We start from the raw sequence: 18,137 nt of genomic DNA, 5'->3' as shown, positions 1-18,137 counted from the left end.
CAGCTCATCAACGACATCCTCGACCTGTCGAAGGTCGAGGCCGGGAAGATGGACGTCACACCCGAGCGGGTGACGCTCCGTCAGCTCATCGAGTACGTCGAGGCCACCTTCCGGCCCATGACGACGCAGAAGAGCCTCGACTTCACCGTGACGACCGCTCCCGGCGCGCCCGCGGACGTGCTGACGGACGAGTCCCGGCTGCGGCAGGTGCTGCGCAACCTGCTGTCGAACGCCGTGAAGTTCACCGAGCAGGGCGGCGTGGAGCTGAGCATCGAACCCGCGTCGGACGACGAGGTGCCCGAGGGCGTGGTCCGGGGCGCCGCCGTGGTCGCCTTCCGCGTCAAGGACACCGGCATCGGCATTCCAGAGCAGCACCTGGAGACGATCTTCGGCGCGTTCCAGCAGGCGGACGGCACGACGAGCCGCAAGTACGGCGGCACCGGCCTCGGCCTGTCCATCACCCGCGAGATCGCCCAACTGCTGGGCGGTGCCGTGTCGGTGCACAGCACGCCCGGCCAGGGCAGCACGTTCACGCTCTTCCTGCCCGTGGCCCGCCCCGACTTCGAGGAACTGCTCACCCACGGCAGGCCCCTTGAGCGGGCCTCGGCCGAACCTCTGCCGCACGGACTGGCCGGTTCGGTGCCGCTGCCCCAGATCGGGCCCGGCCCGAGGCCCCGGCGCCTGCTCGTCGTGGAGGAGCGCTCGCGCGGTCTGCTGACCCTCGTCGCGGAGAGCGTGGTCGCCGATCTGACGCACGGCCGCACCGACGGTGCTCAGCGGCCCGCGGTCGACATCATCACGGCCGTCGGAGCGCAGGAGGCGGCCGGCGCGCTGGCGTCCGAGCCGTGTCACTGCGTCGTCCTGGAGCTGGGCATGCGCGACGACGAGGCGTCCCGCTTCCTCCAGGCCCTGGAGGGCGACTCGGCGCTGACGAGCGTTCCGGTGCTGGTGCACAGCAGCCACCCCGCGGACGGGCCCCTGGACGAGACGCTGCGCTCCCGCTCGGCGGGCGGTGCGCTGGAGCTGCTGTCCAGCCTCGACGAGCTGCGCGAGCGCATCGCCCTGCACCTGTCCGCCGAGGAGCCCGGCGACGTGCTCTCCCTCGTCCGCACCGAAGGGCCGCAGCATCTGACACCGCCCTCCGCCGACGACACGTCGGCCGGCCGCACCGTCCTCGTCGTCGACGACGACGCGCGCAACCTCTTCGCGCTGAGCGGGATCCTGGAGCTCCAGGGATTCCGCGTCCTGCACGCCGAGAACGGGCGCAGAGGCATCGAGACGCTGGTGAACAACCCGGACATCGCCCTCGTGCTGATGGACGTGATGATGCCCGAGATGGACGGCTACACCGCGACGGCCGAGATCCGGCGGATGCCGCAATACGCGGAGCTGCCCATCATCGCCGTCACGGCCAAGGCGATGCCGGGCGACCGGGACAAGAGCCTCGCCTCGGGTGCCAGCGACTACGTCACCAAGCCGGTCGACACGCGCGACCTCATGGCCTGCGTCCGCCGCTGGCTGCCCGCATGAGCGCCCCGGTGCCCGGCCCGCCGACCGGCGGACCGGGCACCATGCAGCGCCTGTCGTTCCGCGCCCGAGGGCACTCCAGCCGAGGAGCATCCACACCGTGAGCATGTCCGAGCAGCCGCGCGAACCGGGTCAAGGCGGTGAGCCGGAGCGCCACTCGGCGACCGGACCCGGGTCTGCCCCGCCGTCGGTGACGTCCGACGCCGTGCATTCGACCACCGACGGGGAGCCGAAGACCTCCGACGAGGAGGCGGAGACCTCCGGCGCGCAGTCCGGGACCTCCGGCGGCGACGCGGCGGCGCCCCACGAGAACGCGGCGGCGCCCGACGGGCGGCCGTGGGCTTCGCCGGGCCGGACACGGACCGCCGACGACCCGCCCGCCGACCTCGTCGAGAACCTGTCGTCCGCCTCCCCGGTGGGTCGGCTCGCCGCCACCGTGGAACGGCTCAGCCGGGAGGTCCGGGCCGCCCAGGCGGAGGCCGAGGGACGTGCCCTGGTCGAGCTCGCCAAGGGCGTCCTGGTCGAGCGGCTGAAGTGCGGACCGGCCCAAGCCGCGCGGCAGCTCGCCCAGTTGGCCGAGCAGGCTCAGGTCACCCCCCTGGAACTCGCCGTCGACGTCATCAACCAGGCCGCCCGGGACCGGATGTCCGAGGTGACGGACGCCTTCCTCGCCGCCACCCGGGGCGCCGACGCCGCCGAGACCGAATCGGCGGCCGTACGTCTGCGCGCGGCCGAGAGCGGCGTCCTGGCGGCGGGCGACGCCCAGGCCGTGGCGGACGCCCTGCTGGAGCAGGCGCTGCGCCCCCTCGGCGCGGCGGCCGTGGCCATCTGGGCCGTCGGCGCCGACGGATCGCTCACCCTCGCCGGCAGCGCCGGCTTCTCACCGGCCGAGGCCACGCGCTGGCGTTACGTTCCGCCGGACGTGGTGACCGTGGCGCGGCGGGGCCTCATCGAGCGCGAAGGCCAGTGGATCACCTCGCTCGGCGGGACCGGGCTGCCCAGCATCGGCCTGCACCACCATCCGGACGGCGGCCGGGCCGCCCTGCCCGCCGGCACCGGCGGCCGCATCCACGGCGTGCTGGAGATCGCCTGGCCGGATCCGCTCGCCCCCCAGCCCCCGCAGATCGTCCGCCAGGTGGAGGCGCTGGCCGAACTGTGCGCCCACACACTGGAGACGCACGCGCCCTCCCCGGGAGCGGCACACGAGCCCCGCGTCCTGCCGGACGCCGCCGAACTGATGGACCTGGCCGACGGACTGTACGACCCCGCCCTCGTCCTGGTGCCGCACCTCGACGGCGACGGACACCTGGTCGACTTCCGCATCCAGCACGTCAACAGCAGGTTCCTCGACCCGGCGGGCAGGCCACGGGCGGTCGTGAACGGCGCGCTGCTCCTGGAGGCCTATCCGATGGCCGCAGGAGACAGCGAGTTGTTCCAGCGCGTCGAGCGGGTCTACGCCACCGGTGAACCCTTCCGGGCCCGCCGCATGAACCTCACCGCCCTCGTCGACCAGGTCCCCCTCTCGGCGGTGGCCGACATCAGCATCAGCCGCCACGGCATGTCCGTGCTCCTCATCTGGCGCATCGAGGACGAGGCGGCGCGACTGGCCAGCCTGCTCCAGCACGCCCAGCGCCTCGGCCGCATCGGCGGCTTCGAGGAGAACGTGCTCACCGGGGAGATCACCTGGAACGGGCAGCTCTTCGACCTCTACGGACGCCCGCAGACGAGCACCCCGGTCCCCCTGGAGGAGCTGCCGGCCCACGCCCACCCGGACGACGGCGTCTCCATCCGCCGCTTCCTGCGCACGCTGCTGCACCAGCGGCGGCCGGCGGCCGCCGCGTTCCGGCTCCAGCGGCCGGACGGCGTGACCCGGCACATCCGGATCGTCGCCGAACCGGTGCTCGACACCGACGACCGGCTGCTCCTGGTGCGCGGCGCCTGCCAGGACATCTCGGCCCAGCACTGGACCGAAGTGGCGCTCGCCGCCACCCGTGACCAGCTGGCGCACACCGAGCAGCAGGCCACCGAACGCAACCGGCTGACCCTGCAGTTGCAGCACGCCATCATGCCCCCCACCCAGGCACCGTTGCAGGTGGCCGGGCTCCAGGTCGCCGTCCGCTACCGGCCGGCGGAGACCGAGCAGCTGGTGGGCGGCGACTGGTACGACGCCGTCGTCCTGCCGTCCGGCAAGGTGCTGCTGTGCGTGGGGGACGTGGCCGGGCACGGCATCGAGGCCGCCACCAGCATGGTCGTCCTGCGCAACGCCCTGCGCGGCCTCGCGGTGACCGGCGCCGGGCCGGGCCAGCTGCTGTCCTGGCTGAACATCGTGGCGCACCATCTGACGGGTGCCGTCACCGCGACCGCGGTGTGCGGACTGTACGACCCGGACACGCGGACACTGCGCTGGGCCAGGGCGGGACACCTCCCGCCTGTCCTGGTCCGGGACACCGATGCGGCCCCCCTGCCCCTGGTCAAGGGCCTGTTGCTGGGCGCCGTCCCCGAGGCCGTCTACGAGGAGACCGAGCTCCAGCTGGCCCCCGAAGACACCCTGCTGATGTACACGGACGGCCTGGTCGAGCGCCGGGACCGGCCCGTCGAGGAGTCCCTGACCCACCTCCTGACCACCGCCCGCACGGCCCCCAGCACACTCGACCAGCAACTGGACCGCCTCCTGACCTACAGCAAGTCGGACACCGACGACGACACGTGCATCGTGGGCATCCGCGTCGGGTGAGGGACGCGAGTCCCGCAGGAACGCAACGGCCCGGCTGTCACAGATCCGGGCCCCGCCCTGTCTACCGCGCCGACCGGGCCACGTTGATCGCCAGCCGGGTGGTGATCTTCGCGAGGAACGCGCCTTCGTCCAGCACCGTGCTCCGGTCGGCTCGCTGCCGGCGCACCCACACGTCCTGCACCACGTCCTCGGCCTCCGACACACTGCCCAGCACGCGGTAGGCGATGCCGAACAGCCGCGGACGCAGCTGCTCGAACGCGTCCGCCGCCGCGTTCAGCGCGTCGTCGGACAGGGGCGATCGCTGGTCCACGACGCCGGTGCCTCCCATGTCGGTGCCGTGGCTTGCGACAGTACGTCCTGGAGCACCGGCACACATCTCCTAGTCCGCGTAACGCGGCTCCCACTGGGCCCGGGCGACCGCCTCGCGCAGGTCCTCCTCCGTGGCCTGCGGGGCCACGCCGTCCTCGACGGCGGCCAGCGCCGCGGCCAGGGCGATCTCGCGGGCGGAGTCCCGCATCCCAGCCAGCGGCGGCAGCAGCGGCACGGGACCGTCGTCGCCGTCCGCCGCCCGCACGGCGCACTCGGCGACGGCCCGGGCGGCGGCCACGAGCATGCGGTTCGTGACCCGGGTGGCCCGGCTCGCGGTCACCGCGAGGCCCATGGCCGGGAAGACGTACACGTTGTTCGACTGCGCCACCGGCACCTGGTGCCCGTCGACCGTCAGCGGCGGGAAGGGCGAGCCGGTGGCGATCAGTGCCCGCCCGTCGGTCCAGCGGGTGAGGTCCGCGGGCTCGGCCTCGGAGTGCGAGGTGGGGTTGGAGAGCGGGAAGACCACGGGTCGTTCGCAGGTCGAGGCCATCTGCCGCACGATCTCCTCGGTGAACGCTCCGTGCGCCGTCGACAGCCCGATGAGCGCCGTCGGCTCCACGCGGCGCACCACCTCGGCGAGGTTAGTGCCGTCCCAGTCGGCCACGTCGCTGTCGTCACGCGCGAACACCCGTTGCTGCGGGGTCAGTCCGGAGCGGGAGGACACCAGCAGGCCGTCGACGTCGAGGATCCAGAACCGGGCCGTGGCCTCGTCCTCTGGCAGGCCCTCGTCGATCATGGCCGTACGGATCATGTCGGCGACGCCGATGGCGGCCGACCCCGCGCCCAGGATGACCACGCGCTGCTCGGGCAGCGGGGTGCCGGCCACGTTCGCCGCGGTGGACAGGGCGCCGAGCGTGACGGCGGCGGTGCCCTGGATGTCGTCGTTGAACGTGAGCAGCCGGTCGCGGTAGCGGGCGAGGATCGGGTGGGCGTGCGCGGTGGCGAAGTCCTCCCATTGAAGCAGTGTCCCGGGCAGCTCCGCCTCGACCGCCGAGACGAACGCCTCGATCATCTCGTCGTACTCGTCGCCGGTCAGCCTCCGCGCACGGCGGCCCAGGTAGCGGGGGTTGTCGAGCAGGGTCTCGTTGTCGGTGCCGACGTCCAGCAGGACCGGCAGGGTGCGGGCGGGATGGATGCCGCCGATGGCCGTGTAGAGGCTGAGCTTGCCGATCGGGATGCCCATGCCGCCGACGCCCTGATCGCCCAGGCCGAGGATGCGCTGCCCGTCGGTGACGACGATGACGTCCACGTCGTGGTCCCGGTGCGGGCGGTTGCGCAGGACGTCCCGGAAGCGGTGCCGGTCCTCCCAGGTCAGGAACAGGCCGCGCGGCCGCCGGTAGATCTCGCTGAACTTCTGGCAGGCCTCACCCACCGTCGGCGTGTAGACGACGGGCAGCAGCTCCTCCAGGTACTCGGTGACCAGGCGGTAGAAGAGGACCTCGTTGGTGTCCTGGAGCTGCCGCAGATAGATGTGCCGGTTGAGGGGCTTGTCGTAGCCGTGGAACGCCTCGTAGGCGCGGGCGACCTGCTCGTCCAGGCTCTCCACGGCGGGCGGCAGCAGCCCGTCGATCCCCAGCTCCTCGCGTTCGCGGCGGCTGAAGGCGGTGCCCCTGTTGACCAAGGGGTCGGCCAGGGTCGTCACGGCGGGGCTGGTGATGGGGCGGGGGCGATGTGTGGGCTGATCCATGCGGAACGCCTTCCCGTGACGCGCCGGTTCGTGCGGGTGACGTGTGCCATCCGGACGAACACCGGCTCCCCGGAAACGTCCCCGGGCCACCGATGAGTTCCGCGCCGCCGTCCGGTCCACCTCTCCGTAAGACCCACCGCGCCCCGACTTCCGCCAGGAGACAGCGACATGAGTGTGACGACACCTCAGACCCGGGCACCGCTGACCGAGTCCGGTTTTCTCTCCACCCGCCCCGTGTGGCTGGTCGGCCTTCTGGCCACCCTCGCCGGAGCCGTCGTGACGGAGGCGTTCGCGCTCGTCGCGCGGGCCGCCGGCGTCCCGATGGAGGCGGCCAGTCCCGGCGCGACCGAAGCCGCGGAGATCCCGGTCGGCGGCTTCTTCGGCGGGGTGCTGTTCTGGTCGGCCGCCGGAATCGTCCTCGCGGTCGTCCTCGCCCGCTGGGCCAAGCGGCCCGCCCGCACCTTCACGGTGACGACCGTCGCGCTCACCGCACTGTCCCTCGCCGGCCCGGCCGTCGCCCCGCACACCGCCACGTCCACCCAGATCGTCCTCGCCGCCTCCCATGTGGTCGCCGCCGCGGTCGTCGTTCCGCTGCTGGCGCGCAGGCTCGCCCACGTGCGGCGCTGAACACGCCCCGCCTCCCACCACACCACCGACACGGGCCCGTCTCGCCCCGGCGCTGACGGGCCCGTCGCTGTGCTCCCCTCCCGTGCCACCCCGCGGCGGCCCCCTGCCCACAGCCCCGAACGGCCCAACCCACTGCGCCGGAGGAGGCGACCGCGGATGACCGGTGTGACCGTGGTGGAAGGAATGCGCGTGCATACGGGGACGAGGAGGCGCGATGGCGGAGGCACTGGCCGATGGCGGCACGAGGAGCGCTGCCACGAGGGGCGGCGCAGGTCCGTCCCCGGGCGTCTTCGAGCAGCTCGGCGCCGTCGCCGACGCCGTCCTCTACGAGGGCTACCTCCTCTACCCCTACCGCCGCTCCTCCGCCAAGAACCGCGTCCGCTGGCAGTTCGGCGTGCTGTTCCCCCGGGACTGGGTGGAGGCGGACGGCCCCGTCACGCCCGGTGTCTCGGGCTCCGCCGACTCCTGGTACCAGCAGACCGAGTGCCTGCTGCGGGTGCGGCAGCCGGGCAGCGCCGGGGTACGGGTACGCGTGCGCTACCTCCACATGCAGCGCAAGCAGGTGCAGGAAGCAGGCCACCGCCCTGTCGAGTCGCTGCGCAGCGACGACGGCACGGTGCACCTGTCCTTTGACGAGGCCCTGCCGCGCGAGTGCGAGGTGGAGGTTCCGCTCGACGAACTCCTGCGGGGCGGACACACCTTCGCGGTGGGCGCCGCGGCAGGTGAGGACGTCGAGGCGCTGCCGGAGGGCGCCGGGCGGGTGGTGCGCACCCGCGAGGAGATCCGGGCCGAGACCACCGTCACCGCCGAACGGCTCTCCGACGACCTCTGCCGGATCCGCGTACGGACCGTCAACACCGCGCCCGCCCCGGGACCGCGCACGACGCGCGACGAGGCGCTGCGACGGGCCCTCATCGCCGCCCACACCCTCCTCGGCGGCGTCGGGGCGGAGTTCGTCTCGCTGATCGATCCTCCGGCCGGTCTGCACGTACCTGTGCGCGCGTGCCGCAACGAGTTCACCTTCCCCGTGCTCGGCGGCGAGTCCGGCGACACCGGCCCTGTCCTGCTGTCCGCGCCGATCATCCTGCCGGACCACCCCCAGGTCGCCCCCGAAAGCCCGGGCGACCTGCACGACGCCGCGGAGATCGACGAGATCCTCACCCTGCGCACGATGCTGCTGACCGACGAGGAGAAGCGCGAGGCGCGGGCCACCGACCCGCGGGCCGCGGCCATCCTCGACCGGGTCGACACCATGCCGCAGGAGGTCTTCGAACGGCTGCACGGCGCCGTCCGCTCCCTGACACCGGCCACCCCGACGGCGCCCGTGGACCGGCTCTCCGATGCTGCCGGTTCTCCGCCACCGGCCGCCGCTGCCGCGACGCCTGCCGACCGGCTGCCCGGCGCTGTGGGTTCTGCGGGGCCGGCCTCTCGTGCCACGGTGTCCGCCGACCGGCTGCCCGGCGCTGTGGGTTCTGCGGGACCGGCCTCTCCTGCCGCGACGCCTGCCGACCGGCTGTCCGGCGCTGTGGGTTCTGCGGGACCGGCCTCTCCTGCCGCGACGCCTGCCGACCGGCTGTCCGGCGCTGTGGGTTCTGCGGGGCCGGCCTCTCGTGCCACGGTGTCCGCCGACCGGCTGTCCGGCGCTGTCGGCCCTCCCGCGCCGGCCACCCCCACAGCACCTGTCGACCGTCCCGCCTGGTGGCAGGAGGGTGCCGACGACGGGCTCTCCCCGGCCCATGACACCGTGCTCGTCGACGGCGTCCCCCTCGGCGGCGGGAGCCGGGTACGGCTCCGCCCGCGAGGGCGCGGCGCCGACGCCCAGGACATGTTCCTGGCCGGACGCACCGCCGAAGTCGCCGCCGTCTTCCACGACGTGGACGGCAGCGTGCACCTCGCCGTCACCCTCGACGACGACCCGGCCGCCGAACTCAACAACTGGTACGGCCGCTTCCACTACTTCCGGCCCGACGAGCTCGAACCCCTCGGGCCCGCCGGACCGGACGAGCCGTCGGCACCGGCTCCCGCCGCAGCTCCGGCGCGGCACACGTCCGACTCCGAGACCCCCGCAGCGGAGGCCGAGTGACATGACCACCCACAGCAGCACCGAAGAAGTCAGCAAGGAACCCGAACGGTCCGAGGTCCGGCAGGGCATCGACGAGATCCACATCCTCTGGATCTCCGAGGGCATGAGCTGCGACGGTGACACCGTCTCGCTCACCGCCGCCGACCAGCCCTCCATCGAGGACCTGGTGCTCGGGCTGATCCCGGGCCTGCCGAAGGTGAACCTGGTCAACAAGGTGCTCTCGCCCAGTCTGGGCGGCGAGGACTTCCTCGCGCCCTACCGGGCGGCCGTACGCGGCGAACTGGGCCCGTTCATCCTCGTCATCGAGGGCTCGATCCCCAACCAGAACATCATCGAGGGCGACGGCTACTGGACGTCCTTCGGCAACGACCCGGAGACCGGCGAGCCGCAGACCCTCAACTGGTGGATCGACCAACTGGCCCCCAAGGCCTGGGCGGTGGTCGCCGCCGGCACCTGCGCCACCTTCGGCGGCATCCACGCCATGTCCGGCAACCCGACGGGCTGCATGGGCCTCGCCGACTACCTGGGCTGGGACTACACCTCCCAGGCGGGCCTGCCGGTCGTCAACGTGCCCGGCTGCCCGATCCAGCCCGAGAACTTCATGGAGACCCTGATCTGGGTCCTCTACCACGCGGCCGGCTCCGCACCCCCGCCGCCGCTGGACCACATGCTCCGCCCGCAGTGGCTGTTCGGGAAGACCGTCCACGAAGGCTGCGACCGCGGCTCGTACTACGAGCAGGCCAACTTCGCCAAGGACTACAACTCGCCCAAGTGCCTGGTCAAGACGGGCTGCTGGGGTCCCGTCGTCAACTGCAACGTGCCCAAGCGCGGCTGGATGGGCGGCATCGGCGGCTGCCCCAACGTCGGCGGCATCTGCATCGGCTGCACGATGCCCGGCTTCCCCGACGCGTTCATGCCGTTCATGGACGAGCCTCCGGGCAGCACCCTGTCGTCCCTCGCCGTCAAGCCGTACGGAGCCGTCATCCGCAGGCTGCGCGGCATGACCAACGAACTCGTCAACCACGAGCCGAAGTGGCGCCACAACAAGCGCAAGCTGACCAGCGGTTACGACCCCCGCTGGCGCCCCTGATGAAACCCGCCACCCCACCCACCACCGACAGCGAGGGGCAGTACCGCAGATGACCACCACCGAGGCCCGGCCCACGGACCGCAAGCCGCCACAGCTCGTGGACATGTCCTGGGACCCGATCACCCGGATCATCGGGAACCTGGGCATCTACACGAAGATCGACTTTGCCAACCGGGAAGTCGTCGAATGCCACAGCACCTCGTCGCTCTTCCGCGGCTACTCGGTGTTCATGAAGGGCAAGGACCCGCGCGACGCCGGGTTCATCACGTCCCGGATCTGCGGCATCTGCGGCGACAACCACACCACCTGCTCCGACTACGCCCAGCAGATGGCCTACGGCGTCAAGCCGCCCCCGCTGGCCGAGCACATCGTCAACCTCGGCGAGGCCGCCGAGTACATGTTCGACCACACGATCTTCCAGGACAACCTGGTCTTCGTGGACTTCTGCGAGGCCATGGTCAAGGCCACCAACCCCGGCGTCCTGGCCCGCGCCGAGCGCACCGATGCCCCCCGCGGCGACATCCACGGCTACCGCACGATCGCCGACATCATGAAGGCCTTCAACCCCTTCGAGGGCGAGGTCTACAAGGAGGCCCTGAAGGTCAGCCGGGTCACCCGCGAGATGTTCTGCCTGATGGAGGGACGGCACGTCCACCCCTCCACGCTGTACCCGGGCGGCGTCGGCACGATGCCGCAGCCGACCGTCTTCACCGACTACCTCAGCCGCCTCATGCGGGTCATCGACTTCGTGAAGAAGGCCGTCGCCATGAACGACGACGTCTTCGACTTCTTCTACGAGGCGCTGCCCGGCTACGAGGAGGTCGGCCGCCGCCGCACGCTGCTGGGCTGCTGGGGCGCCTTCCAGGACCCCAAGGTCGTCGACTACCGCTACGAGACCATGAACACCTGGGGCAAGGCGATGTACGTCACCCCGGGCATCATCGTCGACGGCGAACTGGTCACCAACAACCTCGTCGACATCAACCTCGGTCTGCGCATCATGCTCGGCAGCTCCTACTACGAGGACTGGGTCAACGAGCAGCCCTTCGTCACCCACGACCCGCTCGGCAACCCCGTCGACATGCGCCACCCGTGGAACCAGACGACCGTCCCGGTGCCGCAGAAGCGCGACTTCGACGACAAGTACAGCTGGGTGATGAGCCCCCGCTGGTTCGACCAGCGCACGGGCGACCACCTCGCCCTCGACACCGGCGGCGGCCCCCTGGCCCGCCTCTGGTCGACCGCCCTGAGCGGCCTGGTCGACACCCCGTACGTCAAGGCCACCGGCCACAGCGTGCGCATCTCCCTGCCCAAGGGCGAGTCCCTGCCGGAGACCACCCTGGAGTGGCGCATCCCGCAGTGGAGCAACACCATCGAACGCGACCGCGCCCGGCCGTACTTCGTCGCCTACGCGGCCGCCATGGCCCTGCAGTTCCTCGAAGAGGCCATGGGGATGGTCCGCGCCGGCGAGACCAAGGTGTTCGAGAACTACGAGGTGCCCGACGAGGCGATCGGCTGCGGCTTCCACGAGGCCGTGCGCGGCGTCCTCTCCCACCACCTGGTGATCAAGGACAAGAAGATCGCCAACTACCACCCGTACCCGCCCACCCCGTGGAACGCCAGCCCCCGCGACATGTACGGCACCCCCGGCCCGTACGAGGACGCCGTCCAGGGCCAGCCCATCTTCGAGGAGAACGGGCCGGACGACTTCAAGGGCGTGGACATCATGCGCACGGTCCGCAGCTTCGACCCCTGTCTGCCGTGCGGTGTGCACATGTACGTGGGCAAGGGCAAGACGCTGACCACCCTGCACTCGCCGACGTACGGGGCGAACCATGGCTGAGGCCACCGGCGCACGGCTCGCCGACCCGGACGTCGAGGCCCGCCTCGGCCGGCTCGACGAGCTGCTGGAAGGCCTCGAATCCGCCCCCGGCCCCACGACACGCTCCGCGACCGAGGCGGTGGCCCTGCTGACCGAGGTCTACGGCGAGGCCCTGGCGCGCGTCATGGACCACGCGGACGAGCGGGTGGCCGAGCGCCTCGCCGAGGACGAGCTGCTCGGGCACCTGCTGGTGCTGCACGACATCCACCCCGAGCCCGCCGAACGCCGGGCGGCCCGCGCGGTCGAACGGCTGCGGCCCGCCGTCCGGGAACGCGGCGGTGACGTGGAGTGGGCCGGGGTGGAGGGACAGGTCGCCCGCGTCCGTCTGACCTCGGGCGGCGGCGGATGCGGGTCCGGCTGCGGCGGCGGAGGCGACGAGGTCACCGACGCGGTCCGTGCGGCGGTGCTCGCCGCGGCGCCCGAGCTGACGGCGGTGGAGCCCCTGACCGAGACGGCCCCCGCCTTCGTCCCGCTGACCACGCTGACGCACCGGGGCGCACCGTGACCACCGACGGGGCACTGGCCCGCCTCATCCGCTCCTCGGCCGACCGCACGGCGGCGGCCCGGACGGAGGTCTGCGACCTGTGCGCCGCCCCGGTCGCCGACGAACACGCCCACCTGTACGACACCGGGCAGCAGGAGGTGCGCTGCGCCTGCGGCCCCTGCTCGGTGCTGTTCGCCGACGCGGCGGCGGGAGACGGCCAGTACCGGCTCGTGCCCCGGCGCCGGCTCCGGCTGCCCAAGGTCGACACGGCCCTCCTGGGCGTGCCCGTCGGCCTGGTCTTCTTCGTGCCCCGGGCGGACGGCACCGTCACCGCCGAGGGCCCGAGCCCCGCGGGAGCCATGCGGTGGGAGGTGGACACGGCGGCCTGGCAGGAGCTGGCCGGGACGTGTCCGCAGCTCGCCACCGTGGAACCCGAGGTGGAGGCCCTCCTGGTGAACACCGTCCATGGCCTCGACGAGCACTGGATCGTGCCGGTCGACGACTGCTACCGGATGGTCGCCGTCGTACGCCGGGAGTGGCGCGGCCTGTCCGGCGGAGGCCGGATCTGGCCGGCCGTCGAGCAGTTCTTCGAGGACCTCACCGAGCGGCCATAGCCACGCACTCCGCAGGTCGGAGGCGAGGAAGGAGAACAACCCATGGGCAACATCAGAGTGGGCCGGCCCCAGGCGAAGCCCGACACGCCCCGGCACATCACCGGCATGCACCAGGGCAACAAGGGCCCGCGCGAGCAGCAGAAGGGACACCACGAGGACGGCACCGCCGACGCGCGCCGCTCCACGGGGATCCACTGGAAGCGGCATGACGCCCTCGCGGAGACCATGCCGAACATCTCGCCTGGATGAACACCGTGATGAGAACGAGCAGGGAGTCACTGCGATGAAACGAGTACGCAGACCCGTCGCGCGCAGGCGGGGCGCAATGAGCGGACAGCGGGTGCTGAAGGCCGAGGCCGCCCTGGTGGGCGGCATGGCCCTGGCCCTGCTCGCCTGGGAGTGGCCCAGCCTGAGGCGCGAGGTGCGGCTCTGGCGGATGGCCGGCGGATTCCGCGCCGGCCACCGCTACCCGTGAGCCGGCCGTGCACGAACTGTCGATCGCGACCGCGATCATCGAGCGGGCCGACGAACTGGCCCGGGCGGACGGGACGGACGCCGTCTCGACGGTGACCGTCCGGGTCGGCGAACTGGCGGGCGTCGTCCCCGACGCCCTCGACTTCGCCTTCGAGGTGGCCCGCGACGGCACCGCCCTCGCCGGGGCCCGGCTCGTCGTCGAGCAGATCCCCGCGCAGGCCTGGTGCGGCCCGTGCGCCGAGGAGTTTCCGGTGGGCATGCCCCCGTTCTTCTGGTGCCCGCGCTGCGACCGGCCCTCCAGCGACCTGCGCAGCGGCCGGGAACTGGAGATCGCCGGTATCGAACCGGTACCGGCCTAGACAGGGAAGGGCCCCGCCGAACCACCGGCGGGGCCCTTCGTCCCTCTGCGGGGTCAGCAGATGCGCGGCAGCTGCTCCCCGAGCGGCAGGTCCACCACCCGCGTCCCGCCGAGCCCGGTGGCGACCACCACCATCCCCGGGTGCTCGGCGACGCACTCGCCGATCCGCGTCGCCCCGGCACCCTGCGGATGGGCCCGCATCACCGCCAGAACCTCCTCCGCCTCCGACGGCGGCACGAAGGCGACCAGCCGCCCCTCGTTGGCCACGTAGAGCGGGTCGAGCCCGAGGAACCCGCAGGCGTTCGCCACCGCGTCCGGCACCGGGATCGCCCGCTCCTGAAGCCGGACACCGGTCCCGGAGGCCCGTGCGATCTCGTTGAGGGACGCGCCCAGGCCGCCCCGGGTGGGGTCGCGCAACACGTGCACGTCCGGGGTGACGGCCAGCATCGCCGCCACCAGGCCCGCCAGCGGCGCGGTGTCGCTGGCCACCTCCACCCCGAACTCCAGCCCCTCCCGGACGCTCATGATCGCCACGCCGTGCAGCCCGATCGGGCCGCTGACGATCACCGCGTCGCCGGGCCGGGCCCGTTGCGGCCGGATGTCCACCCCGGCGGGCACCAGCCCCACTCCGGCGGTGGTGACGTACACGCCGTCGCCGTGCCCGGACTCCACCACCTTGGTGTCACCCGTCGCGATCGTGACCCCGGCGGCCTCAGCCGCCGCCCCCATCGAGCGCGCGATCCGCTCGACGACCGTCAGCTCCACGCCCTCCTCCAGGACGAAGGCCGCCGAGAGGTACGCGGGCACGGCGCCGCTCATCGCGAGGTCGTTGACGGTGCCGTTGACCGCGAGGTCGCCCAGGCAGCCGCCCGGGAAGAACAGCGGCCGGACCACGTAGGAGTCCGTGGAGAAGGCCAGCCGCGCGCCGCCCAGTTCGAGGACGGCGGAGTCGGCGAGCCCGGCCAGGACGGCGTTGCCGTAGGCAGGGGTGAAGATCTGCTCCATCAGCTCGGCCGACAGCGCGCCCCCGCCGCCGTGCCCCATGACCACGACCCCTTGGTCGCGCAACGGGGCGGGGCAGGTCCAGTTGGCCGGGTCGACCACATCGGCTCGTCGCTCAGACAACGGGAGCCACCCCTTCCCGCTGCTGCGCCGGGGCGTTCATCCGGCGGTACAGGTAGTAGGCCGCGCAGGCGCCCTCGCTGGAGACCATGGTCGCGCCGAGCGGGGTGCGCGGGGTGCAGGTGGTGCCGAACGCGCCGCACTCGGTCGGCTTGATCAGGCCCTGTAGCACCTCGCCGGCCCGGCACTCGGCGGGCTCCTCGGTACGGATCCCGCTCACGTCGAAGCGGTGCTCCGCGTCGTACGCGCGGAAGGCGTCGGTCAGCCGCCAGCCGCTGGCCGGGATCGGCCCGATGCCGCGCCAGTTCCGGTCGGTGACCTCGAAGACCTCCTCGATCATGCGCACCGCGGCCGGGTTGCCCTCCTCGCGCACGGCACGCGGGTAGGCGTTCTCCACCCGGTGCTCACCGCACTCCAGCTGGCGTACCGCCCGGCGGATGCCCTCCAGGATGTCCAGCGGCTCGAAGCCGGTCACCACCATCGGCACCCGGAACCGCTCGGCCAGCCCCGGGTACTCGGCCATCCCCATCACGCTGCACACGTGCCCGGCGGCCAGGAAGCCCTGCACCCGACACTCGGGCGCCGTCATGATCGCCTCGACGGCCGGGGGGACCCGCACGTGCGACACCAGCAGGCTGAAGTTGGACAGGCCCAGCCGGCGCGCCTGGTGCACGGCCATCGCGTTGGCCGGGGCGGTGGTCTCGAAACCGATCGCGAAGAACACCACCTCCCGGTCCGGGTTGGCGCGGGCCAGCTCCAGGGCGTCGAGCGGCGAGTACACCACCCGTACGTCGCCGCCCTCGCCCTTGACCCGGAACAGGTCACGGTCGGTGCCCGGCACCCGGAGCATGTCGCCGAAGGAGCAGAAGATCACCCCGGGTCGCGAGGCGATCTCCAGCGCCTTGTCGATGACCTCCAGCGGCGTGACACAGACCGGACAGCCCGGCCCGTGAATCAACTCCACCTGCTCGGGCAGGAGTTGGTCGATGCCGTGCCGGATGATCGAGTGCGTCTGCCCGCCGCACACCTCCATCAGGGCCCAGGGCCGGGTGGCGGTGGCGCGGATCTCGTCCAGCAGCCGCCGCGCCAGCTGGGGGTCGTTGAACTCGTCGATGTACTTCACGCCGTACCCGCCTCCTTCGACGCCTGCTCCCAGGCGTCCCCGAACTCCTCCTCCAGCAGCCCCAGTTCCTCGAACAGCTTCAGGGAGGCCAGGGCCGACTCCTCGTCCAGGCGCTGGAGCGCGAAGCCGACGTGCACGATGACGTACTCACCCACCTTCACGTCGGAGACGTACTCCAGGCACGCCTGCTTCTGCACGCCGCCGAAGTCGATCAGCCCGGTGAGCGGATCGGCACTGTCGTCGATGGACACGACCTTGCCGGGCACTGCCAAACACATGGGTCACTCCTCCTGTCGTAGGTGCGCCGCGACCACCAGCTGGCCGAGGGCCAGCCCGCCGTCGTTGGGCGGGACCTCGCCGTGCCGGAGCACCGCGAAGCCGTCTTCGGCCAGCAGCCGCGCGCACTCCTCCTCCAGCAGCGCGTTGGCGAACACCCCGCCGCTGAGGGCGACGGTGGCCAGGCCGGTCTCCTGACGCGCTTGCCGGCAGACCTCTGCCACCGCCCGCGCCACGCCTCGGTGGAAGCGGGCCGCGAGCACGGCGGCCGGGGTCCCGCGCCGCAGATCGGCGACCAGGGCGCCGAGCACGGGCGCGGGGTCGAGTCCGCCGGCGAAGGCGTACGCGGCCGTGTCGGCGCCCCACGCCGAAGCGGCCGCCGCCTCCAGCTCCAGCGCGGCCTGCGCCTCGTACCCCGCGCGATGGCACACGCCGGCCAGCGACGACACGGCGTCGAAGAGGCGGCCCATGCTGGAGGTCGGCACACAGGCCACACCGCTCGTCAACTGCCTTTGGAGCAGGTCCTGTTCGTCCGGTGCGCACGCGGTCACGCACGGCAGGTCCCCGTCCCACGGCAGCCCCGCCGCCCACAGCCGGGCGAGGGCCAGCCGGCAGGGGTTGGCGACGCCCGCGTCACCGCCGGGCAGGGGGGCGGGGGAGAGGCGGGCGTAGCGCCGGAAGCCGGTGTAGCCGGCGAGGAGGACCTCTCCGCCCCAGACGGTGCCGTCGTCGCCATAGCCCGTGCCGTCGAAGGCGACACCGATCACCTGGGTGGTGCCGTCGAGGCCGTGCTCGGCCATCGCGGAGGCGACGTGCGCGTGGTGGTGCTGCACCAGCACGGGTGCACGTCCGGCCAGCCGGGCGGCCCACCGCGTCGAGTGGTACCCGGGGTGCCGGTCCGCCGCGACCAGTTCGGGGCTCACTCCGGTCAGGCCCCGCAGCCGCGCGTCCGCCCGCCGGGCCGCCTCCAGGGTGGCCAGATCGCCCATGTCGCCGATGTGCGGCCCGAACCAGGCCTGGTCGCCCGCGCCGAGGCACAGCGCGTTCTTGAGGTCGCCGCCCACGGCGAGGGCGGGCCGCACCGGGACCGGCAGTCGCAGCGGGCGGGGCACGAACCCCCGGGACCGGCGCAGCACCTGCTCGGTCCCGTCGGGCCGCACCCGCAGCAGGGAGTCGTCGCAGGGCGAGGCGATGGGCCGGTCATGGGCGAGCCAGGCGTCGGCGAGACCGGCGAGCCGCGTCAGCGCCTCGTCGTCGTCCGTGACGATCGGCTCCCCGGAGCGGTTGCCGCTCGTCATGACCAGCAGGCGCGGGCCGGGCGGGTCGCCGGGCAGGCCGAACAGCAGGGTGTGCACGGGTGTGTAGGGCAGCAGCACGCCGAGGTGCGGGCTGCCGGGGCAGACACCGGGCGCGAGACCGTTCGCCTCCGGGCGCCGGCGCAGCAGGACGATGGGGCGCCGGGGGCTGGTGAGGGCGGCCAGTTCGGACGGGCAGACCTCGGCGATCCGGCGTACGTCGTCGAGGTCCGCGCACATCACCGCGAACGGTTTGCCGCCGCGTGCCTTGCGGGAGCGCAGGGTGTCGACGGCCCGGGCGTCGGTGGCGTCACAGGCCAGGTGGTAGCCGCCGAGGCCCTTCACGGCGACGATCCGCCCGGCCGCCAGCAGCGCCCGCGCCGCTGACAGGG

16 protein-coding genes and 1 pseudogene are annotated in these 18,137 nt (G+C 72.7%); 11 read left to right on the top strand and 6 right to left on the bottom strand.

Going from position 1 to position 18,137, the window contains the following annotated elements; all coding sequences use genetic code 11:
* Both GTY56_RS18250 and GTY56_RS18245 read left to right on the top strand, forming a co-directional pair.
* Window positions 1-1,530 (top strand): ATP-binding protein (locus tag GTY56_RS18250; RefSeq protein WP_161366426.1); only part of this gene is annotated, 1,530 nt, incomplete at its 5' end.
* Between the two features lie 103 nt (window positions 1,531-1,633).
* Complete coding sequence (locus GTY56_RS18245; RefSeq protein ID WP_237524913.1) at window positions 1,634-4,261, top strand: SpoIIE family protein phosphatase; 2,628 nt, start codon at window positions 1,634-1,636, stop codon at window positions 4,259-4,261.
* A gap of 64 nt (window positions 4,262-4,325) precedes the next feature.
* Here GTY56_RS18245 and GTY56_RS18240 read toward each other — a convergent pair.
* Both GTY56_RS18240 and GTY56_RS18235 read right to left on the bottom strand, forming a co-directional pair.
* Window positions 4,326-4,589 (bottom strand): annotated as a pseudogene (locus GTY56_RS18240) (sigma factor); the annotation flags it as partial.
* A 51-nt stretch (window positions 4,590-4,640) separates the two neighbouring features.
* Window positions 4,641-6,317 carry an NAD-dependent malic enzyme gene (locus GTY56_RS18235; RefSeq protein WP_161366425.1) on the bottom strand — a complete coding sequence of 559 codons (1,677 nt, stop codon included), beginning with the start codon at window positions 6,315-6,317 and terminating at the stop codon, window positions 4,641-4,643.
* Window positions 6,318-6,485: 168 nt separating this feature from the next.
* On the opposite strand from GTY56_RS18235, the gene GTY56_RS18230 reads away from it, so the two are divergent.
* From GTY56_RS18230 to hypA, 9 genes are all read left to right on the top strand, one after another.
* Window positions 6,486-6,944 (top strand): DUF6069 family protein, encoded by a 459-nt coding sequence (locus GTY56_RS18230; RefSeq protein WP_161366424.1) that lies wholly within the window; start codon window positions 6,486-6,488, stop codon window positions 6,942-6,944.
* A gap of 214 nt (window positions 6,945-7,158) precedes the next feature.
* On the top strand, window positions 7,159-9,027 hold the full coding sequence (locus tag GTY56_RS18225) for a hypothetical protein (protein ID WP_161366423.1): 1,869 nt from the start codon (window positions 7,159-7,161) through the stop codon (window positions 9,025-9,027).
* Between the two features lies 1 nt (window position 9,028).
* Entirely contained in the window at window positions 9,029-10,117 is a 1,089-nt protein-coding gene (locus GTY56_RS18220) for an NADH-quinone oxidoreductase subunit B family protein (protein ID WP_161366422.1), read from the top strand.
* 49 nt (window positions 10,118-10,166) lie between these two features.
* A complete protein-coding gene (locus GTY56_RS18215) occupies window positions 10,167-11,960 on the top strand; it encodes a nickel-dependent hydrogenase large subunit (protein WP_161366421.1) in 1,794 nt (597 codons plus the stop codon).
* The gene (locus GTY56_RS18210) at window positions 11,953-12,504 is read left to right on the top strand and encodes a NifU-related iron-sulfur-binding protein (RefSeq protein ID WP_161366420.1); all 552 of its coding nucleotides are present in this window, start codon (window positions 11,953-11,955) and stop codon (window positions 12,502-12,504) included. The genes GTY56_RS18215 and GTY56_RS18210 overlap by 8 nt, the downstream gene beginning before the upstream one ends.
* Window positions 12,501-13,097 (top strand): DUF5947 family protein, encoded by a 597-nt coding sequence (locus GTY56_RS18205; RefSeq protein ID WP_161366419.1) that lies wholly within the window; start codon window positions 12,501-12,503, stop codon window positions 13,095-13,097. Before GTY56_RS18210 ends, GTY56_RS18205 begins: the two co-directional genes overlap by 4 nt.
* Before the next feature lie 42 nt (window positions 13,098-13,139).
* Complete coding sequence (locus GTY56_RS18200) at window positions 13,140-13,346, top strand: hypothetical protein (protein WP_161366418.1); 207 nt, start codon at window positions 13,140-13,142, stop codon at window positions 13,344-13,346.
* 76 nt (window positions 13,347-13,422) lie between these two features.
* Window positions 13,423-13,572, top strand: a complete 150-nt coding sequence (locus GTY56_RS39995; RefSeq protein ID WP_202510379.1) for a hypothetical protein — start codon at window positions 13,423-13,425, stop codon at window positions 13,570-13,572.
* A 7-nt stretch (window positions 13,573-13,579) separates the two neighbouring features.
* Window positions 13,580-13,930 (top strand): hydrogenase maturation nickel metallochaperone HypA, encoded by a 351-nt coding sequence (gene hypA / locus GTY56_RS18195; protein WP_161366417.1) that lies wholly within the window; start codon window positions 13,580-13,582, stop codon window positions 13,928-13,930.
* A gap of 53 nt (window positions 13,931-13,983) precedes the next feature.
* Here hypA and hypE read toward each other — a convergent pair whose 3' ends face one another.
* The 4 genes from hypE to hypF all read right to left on the bottom strand — a co-directional run.
* The gene (gene hypE, locus GTY56_RS18190) at window positions 13,984-15,054 is read right to left on the bottom strand and encodes a hydrogenase expression/formation protein HypE (RefSeq protein WP_161366416.1); all 1,071 of its coding nucleotides are present in this window, start codon (window positions 15,052-15,054) and stop codon (window positions 13,984-13,986) included.
* Window positions 15,047-16,174, bottom strand: coding sequence for a hydrogenase formation protein HypD (gene hypD / locus GTY56_RS18185; protein WP_161366415.1), 1,128 nt, complete (start codon window positions 16,172-16,174; stop codon window positions 15,047-15,049). The genes hypE and hypD overlap by 8 nt, the downstream gene beginning before the upstream one ends.
* The gene (locus GTY56_RS18180; RefSeq protein ID WP_161366414.1) at window positions 16,171-16,452 is read right to left on the bottom strand and encodes a HypC/HybG/HupF family hydrogenase formation chaperone; all 282 of its coding nucleotides are present in this window, start codon (window positions 16,450-16,452) and stop codon (window positions 16,171-16,173) included. Before GTY56_RS18180 ends, hypD begins: the two co-directional genes overlap by 4 nt.
* Before the next feature lie 3 nt (window positions 16,453-16,455).
* Window positions 16,456-18,137, bottom strand: a 1,682-nt coding sequence (hypF, locus tag GTY56_RS18175; RefSeq protein ID WP_161366413.1) for a carbamoyltransferase HypF, incomplete at its 5' end; no start/stop codon positions are given.

Origin of the sequence: Streptomyces sp. SID5643 (assembly GCF_009872555.1) — a bacterium.
In the GTDB taxonomy this organism is placed as follows: domain Bacteria; phylum Actinomycetota; class Actinomycetes; order Streptomycetales; family Streptomycetaceae; genus Streptomyces; species Streptomyces iakyrus.
Note: the sequence above shows the minus strand (reverse complement) of the source record. Positions and strands in the feature narration are given on the sequence as shown.

Bases quoted from the DNA above. Each gene is read 5' to 3' on its own strand.
- GTY56_RS39995 (WP_202510379.1), top strand. From the start codon at position 13,423: ATGAGCGGACAGCGGGTGCTGAAGGCCGAGGCCGCCCTGGTGGGCGGC.
- GTY56_RS18200 (WP_161366418.1), top strand. From the start codon at position 13,140: ATGGGCAACATCAGAGTGGGCCGGCCCCAGGCGAAGCCCGACACGCCC.
- GTY56_RS18210 (WP_161366420.1), top strand. From the start codon at position 11,953: ATGGCTGAGGCCACCGGCGCACGGCTCGCCGACCCGGACGTCGAGGCC.
- GTY56_RS18220 (WP_161366422.1), top strand. From the start codon at position 9,029: ATGACCACCCACAGCAGCACCGAAGAAGTCAGCAAGGAACCCGAACGG.
- GTY56_RS18230 (WP_161366424.1), top strand. From the start codon at position 6,486: ATGAGTGTGACGACACCTCAGACCCGGGCACCGCTGACCGAGTCCGGT.
- GTY56_RS18245 (WP_237524913.1), top strand. From the start codon at position 1,634: ATGTCCGAGCAGCCGCGCGAACCGGGTCAAGGCGGTGAGCCGGAGCGC.
- GTY56_RS18235 (WP_161366425.1), bottom strand. From the start codon at position 6,317: ATGGATCAGCCCACACATCGCCCCCGCCCCATCACCAGCCCCGCCGTG.
- GTY56_RS18180 (WP_161366414.1), bottom strand. From the start codon at position 16,452: ATGTGTTTGGCAGTGCCCGGCAAGGTCGTGTCCATCGACGACAGTGCC.
- GTY56_RS18215 (WP_161366421.1), top strand. From the start codon at position 10,167: ATGACCACCACCGAGGCCCGGCCCACGGACCGCAAGCCGCCACAGCTC.
- GTY56_RS18225 (WP_161366423.1), top strand. From the start codon at position 7,159: ATGGCGGAGGCACTGGCCGATGGCGGCACGAGGAGCGCTGCCACGAGG.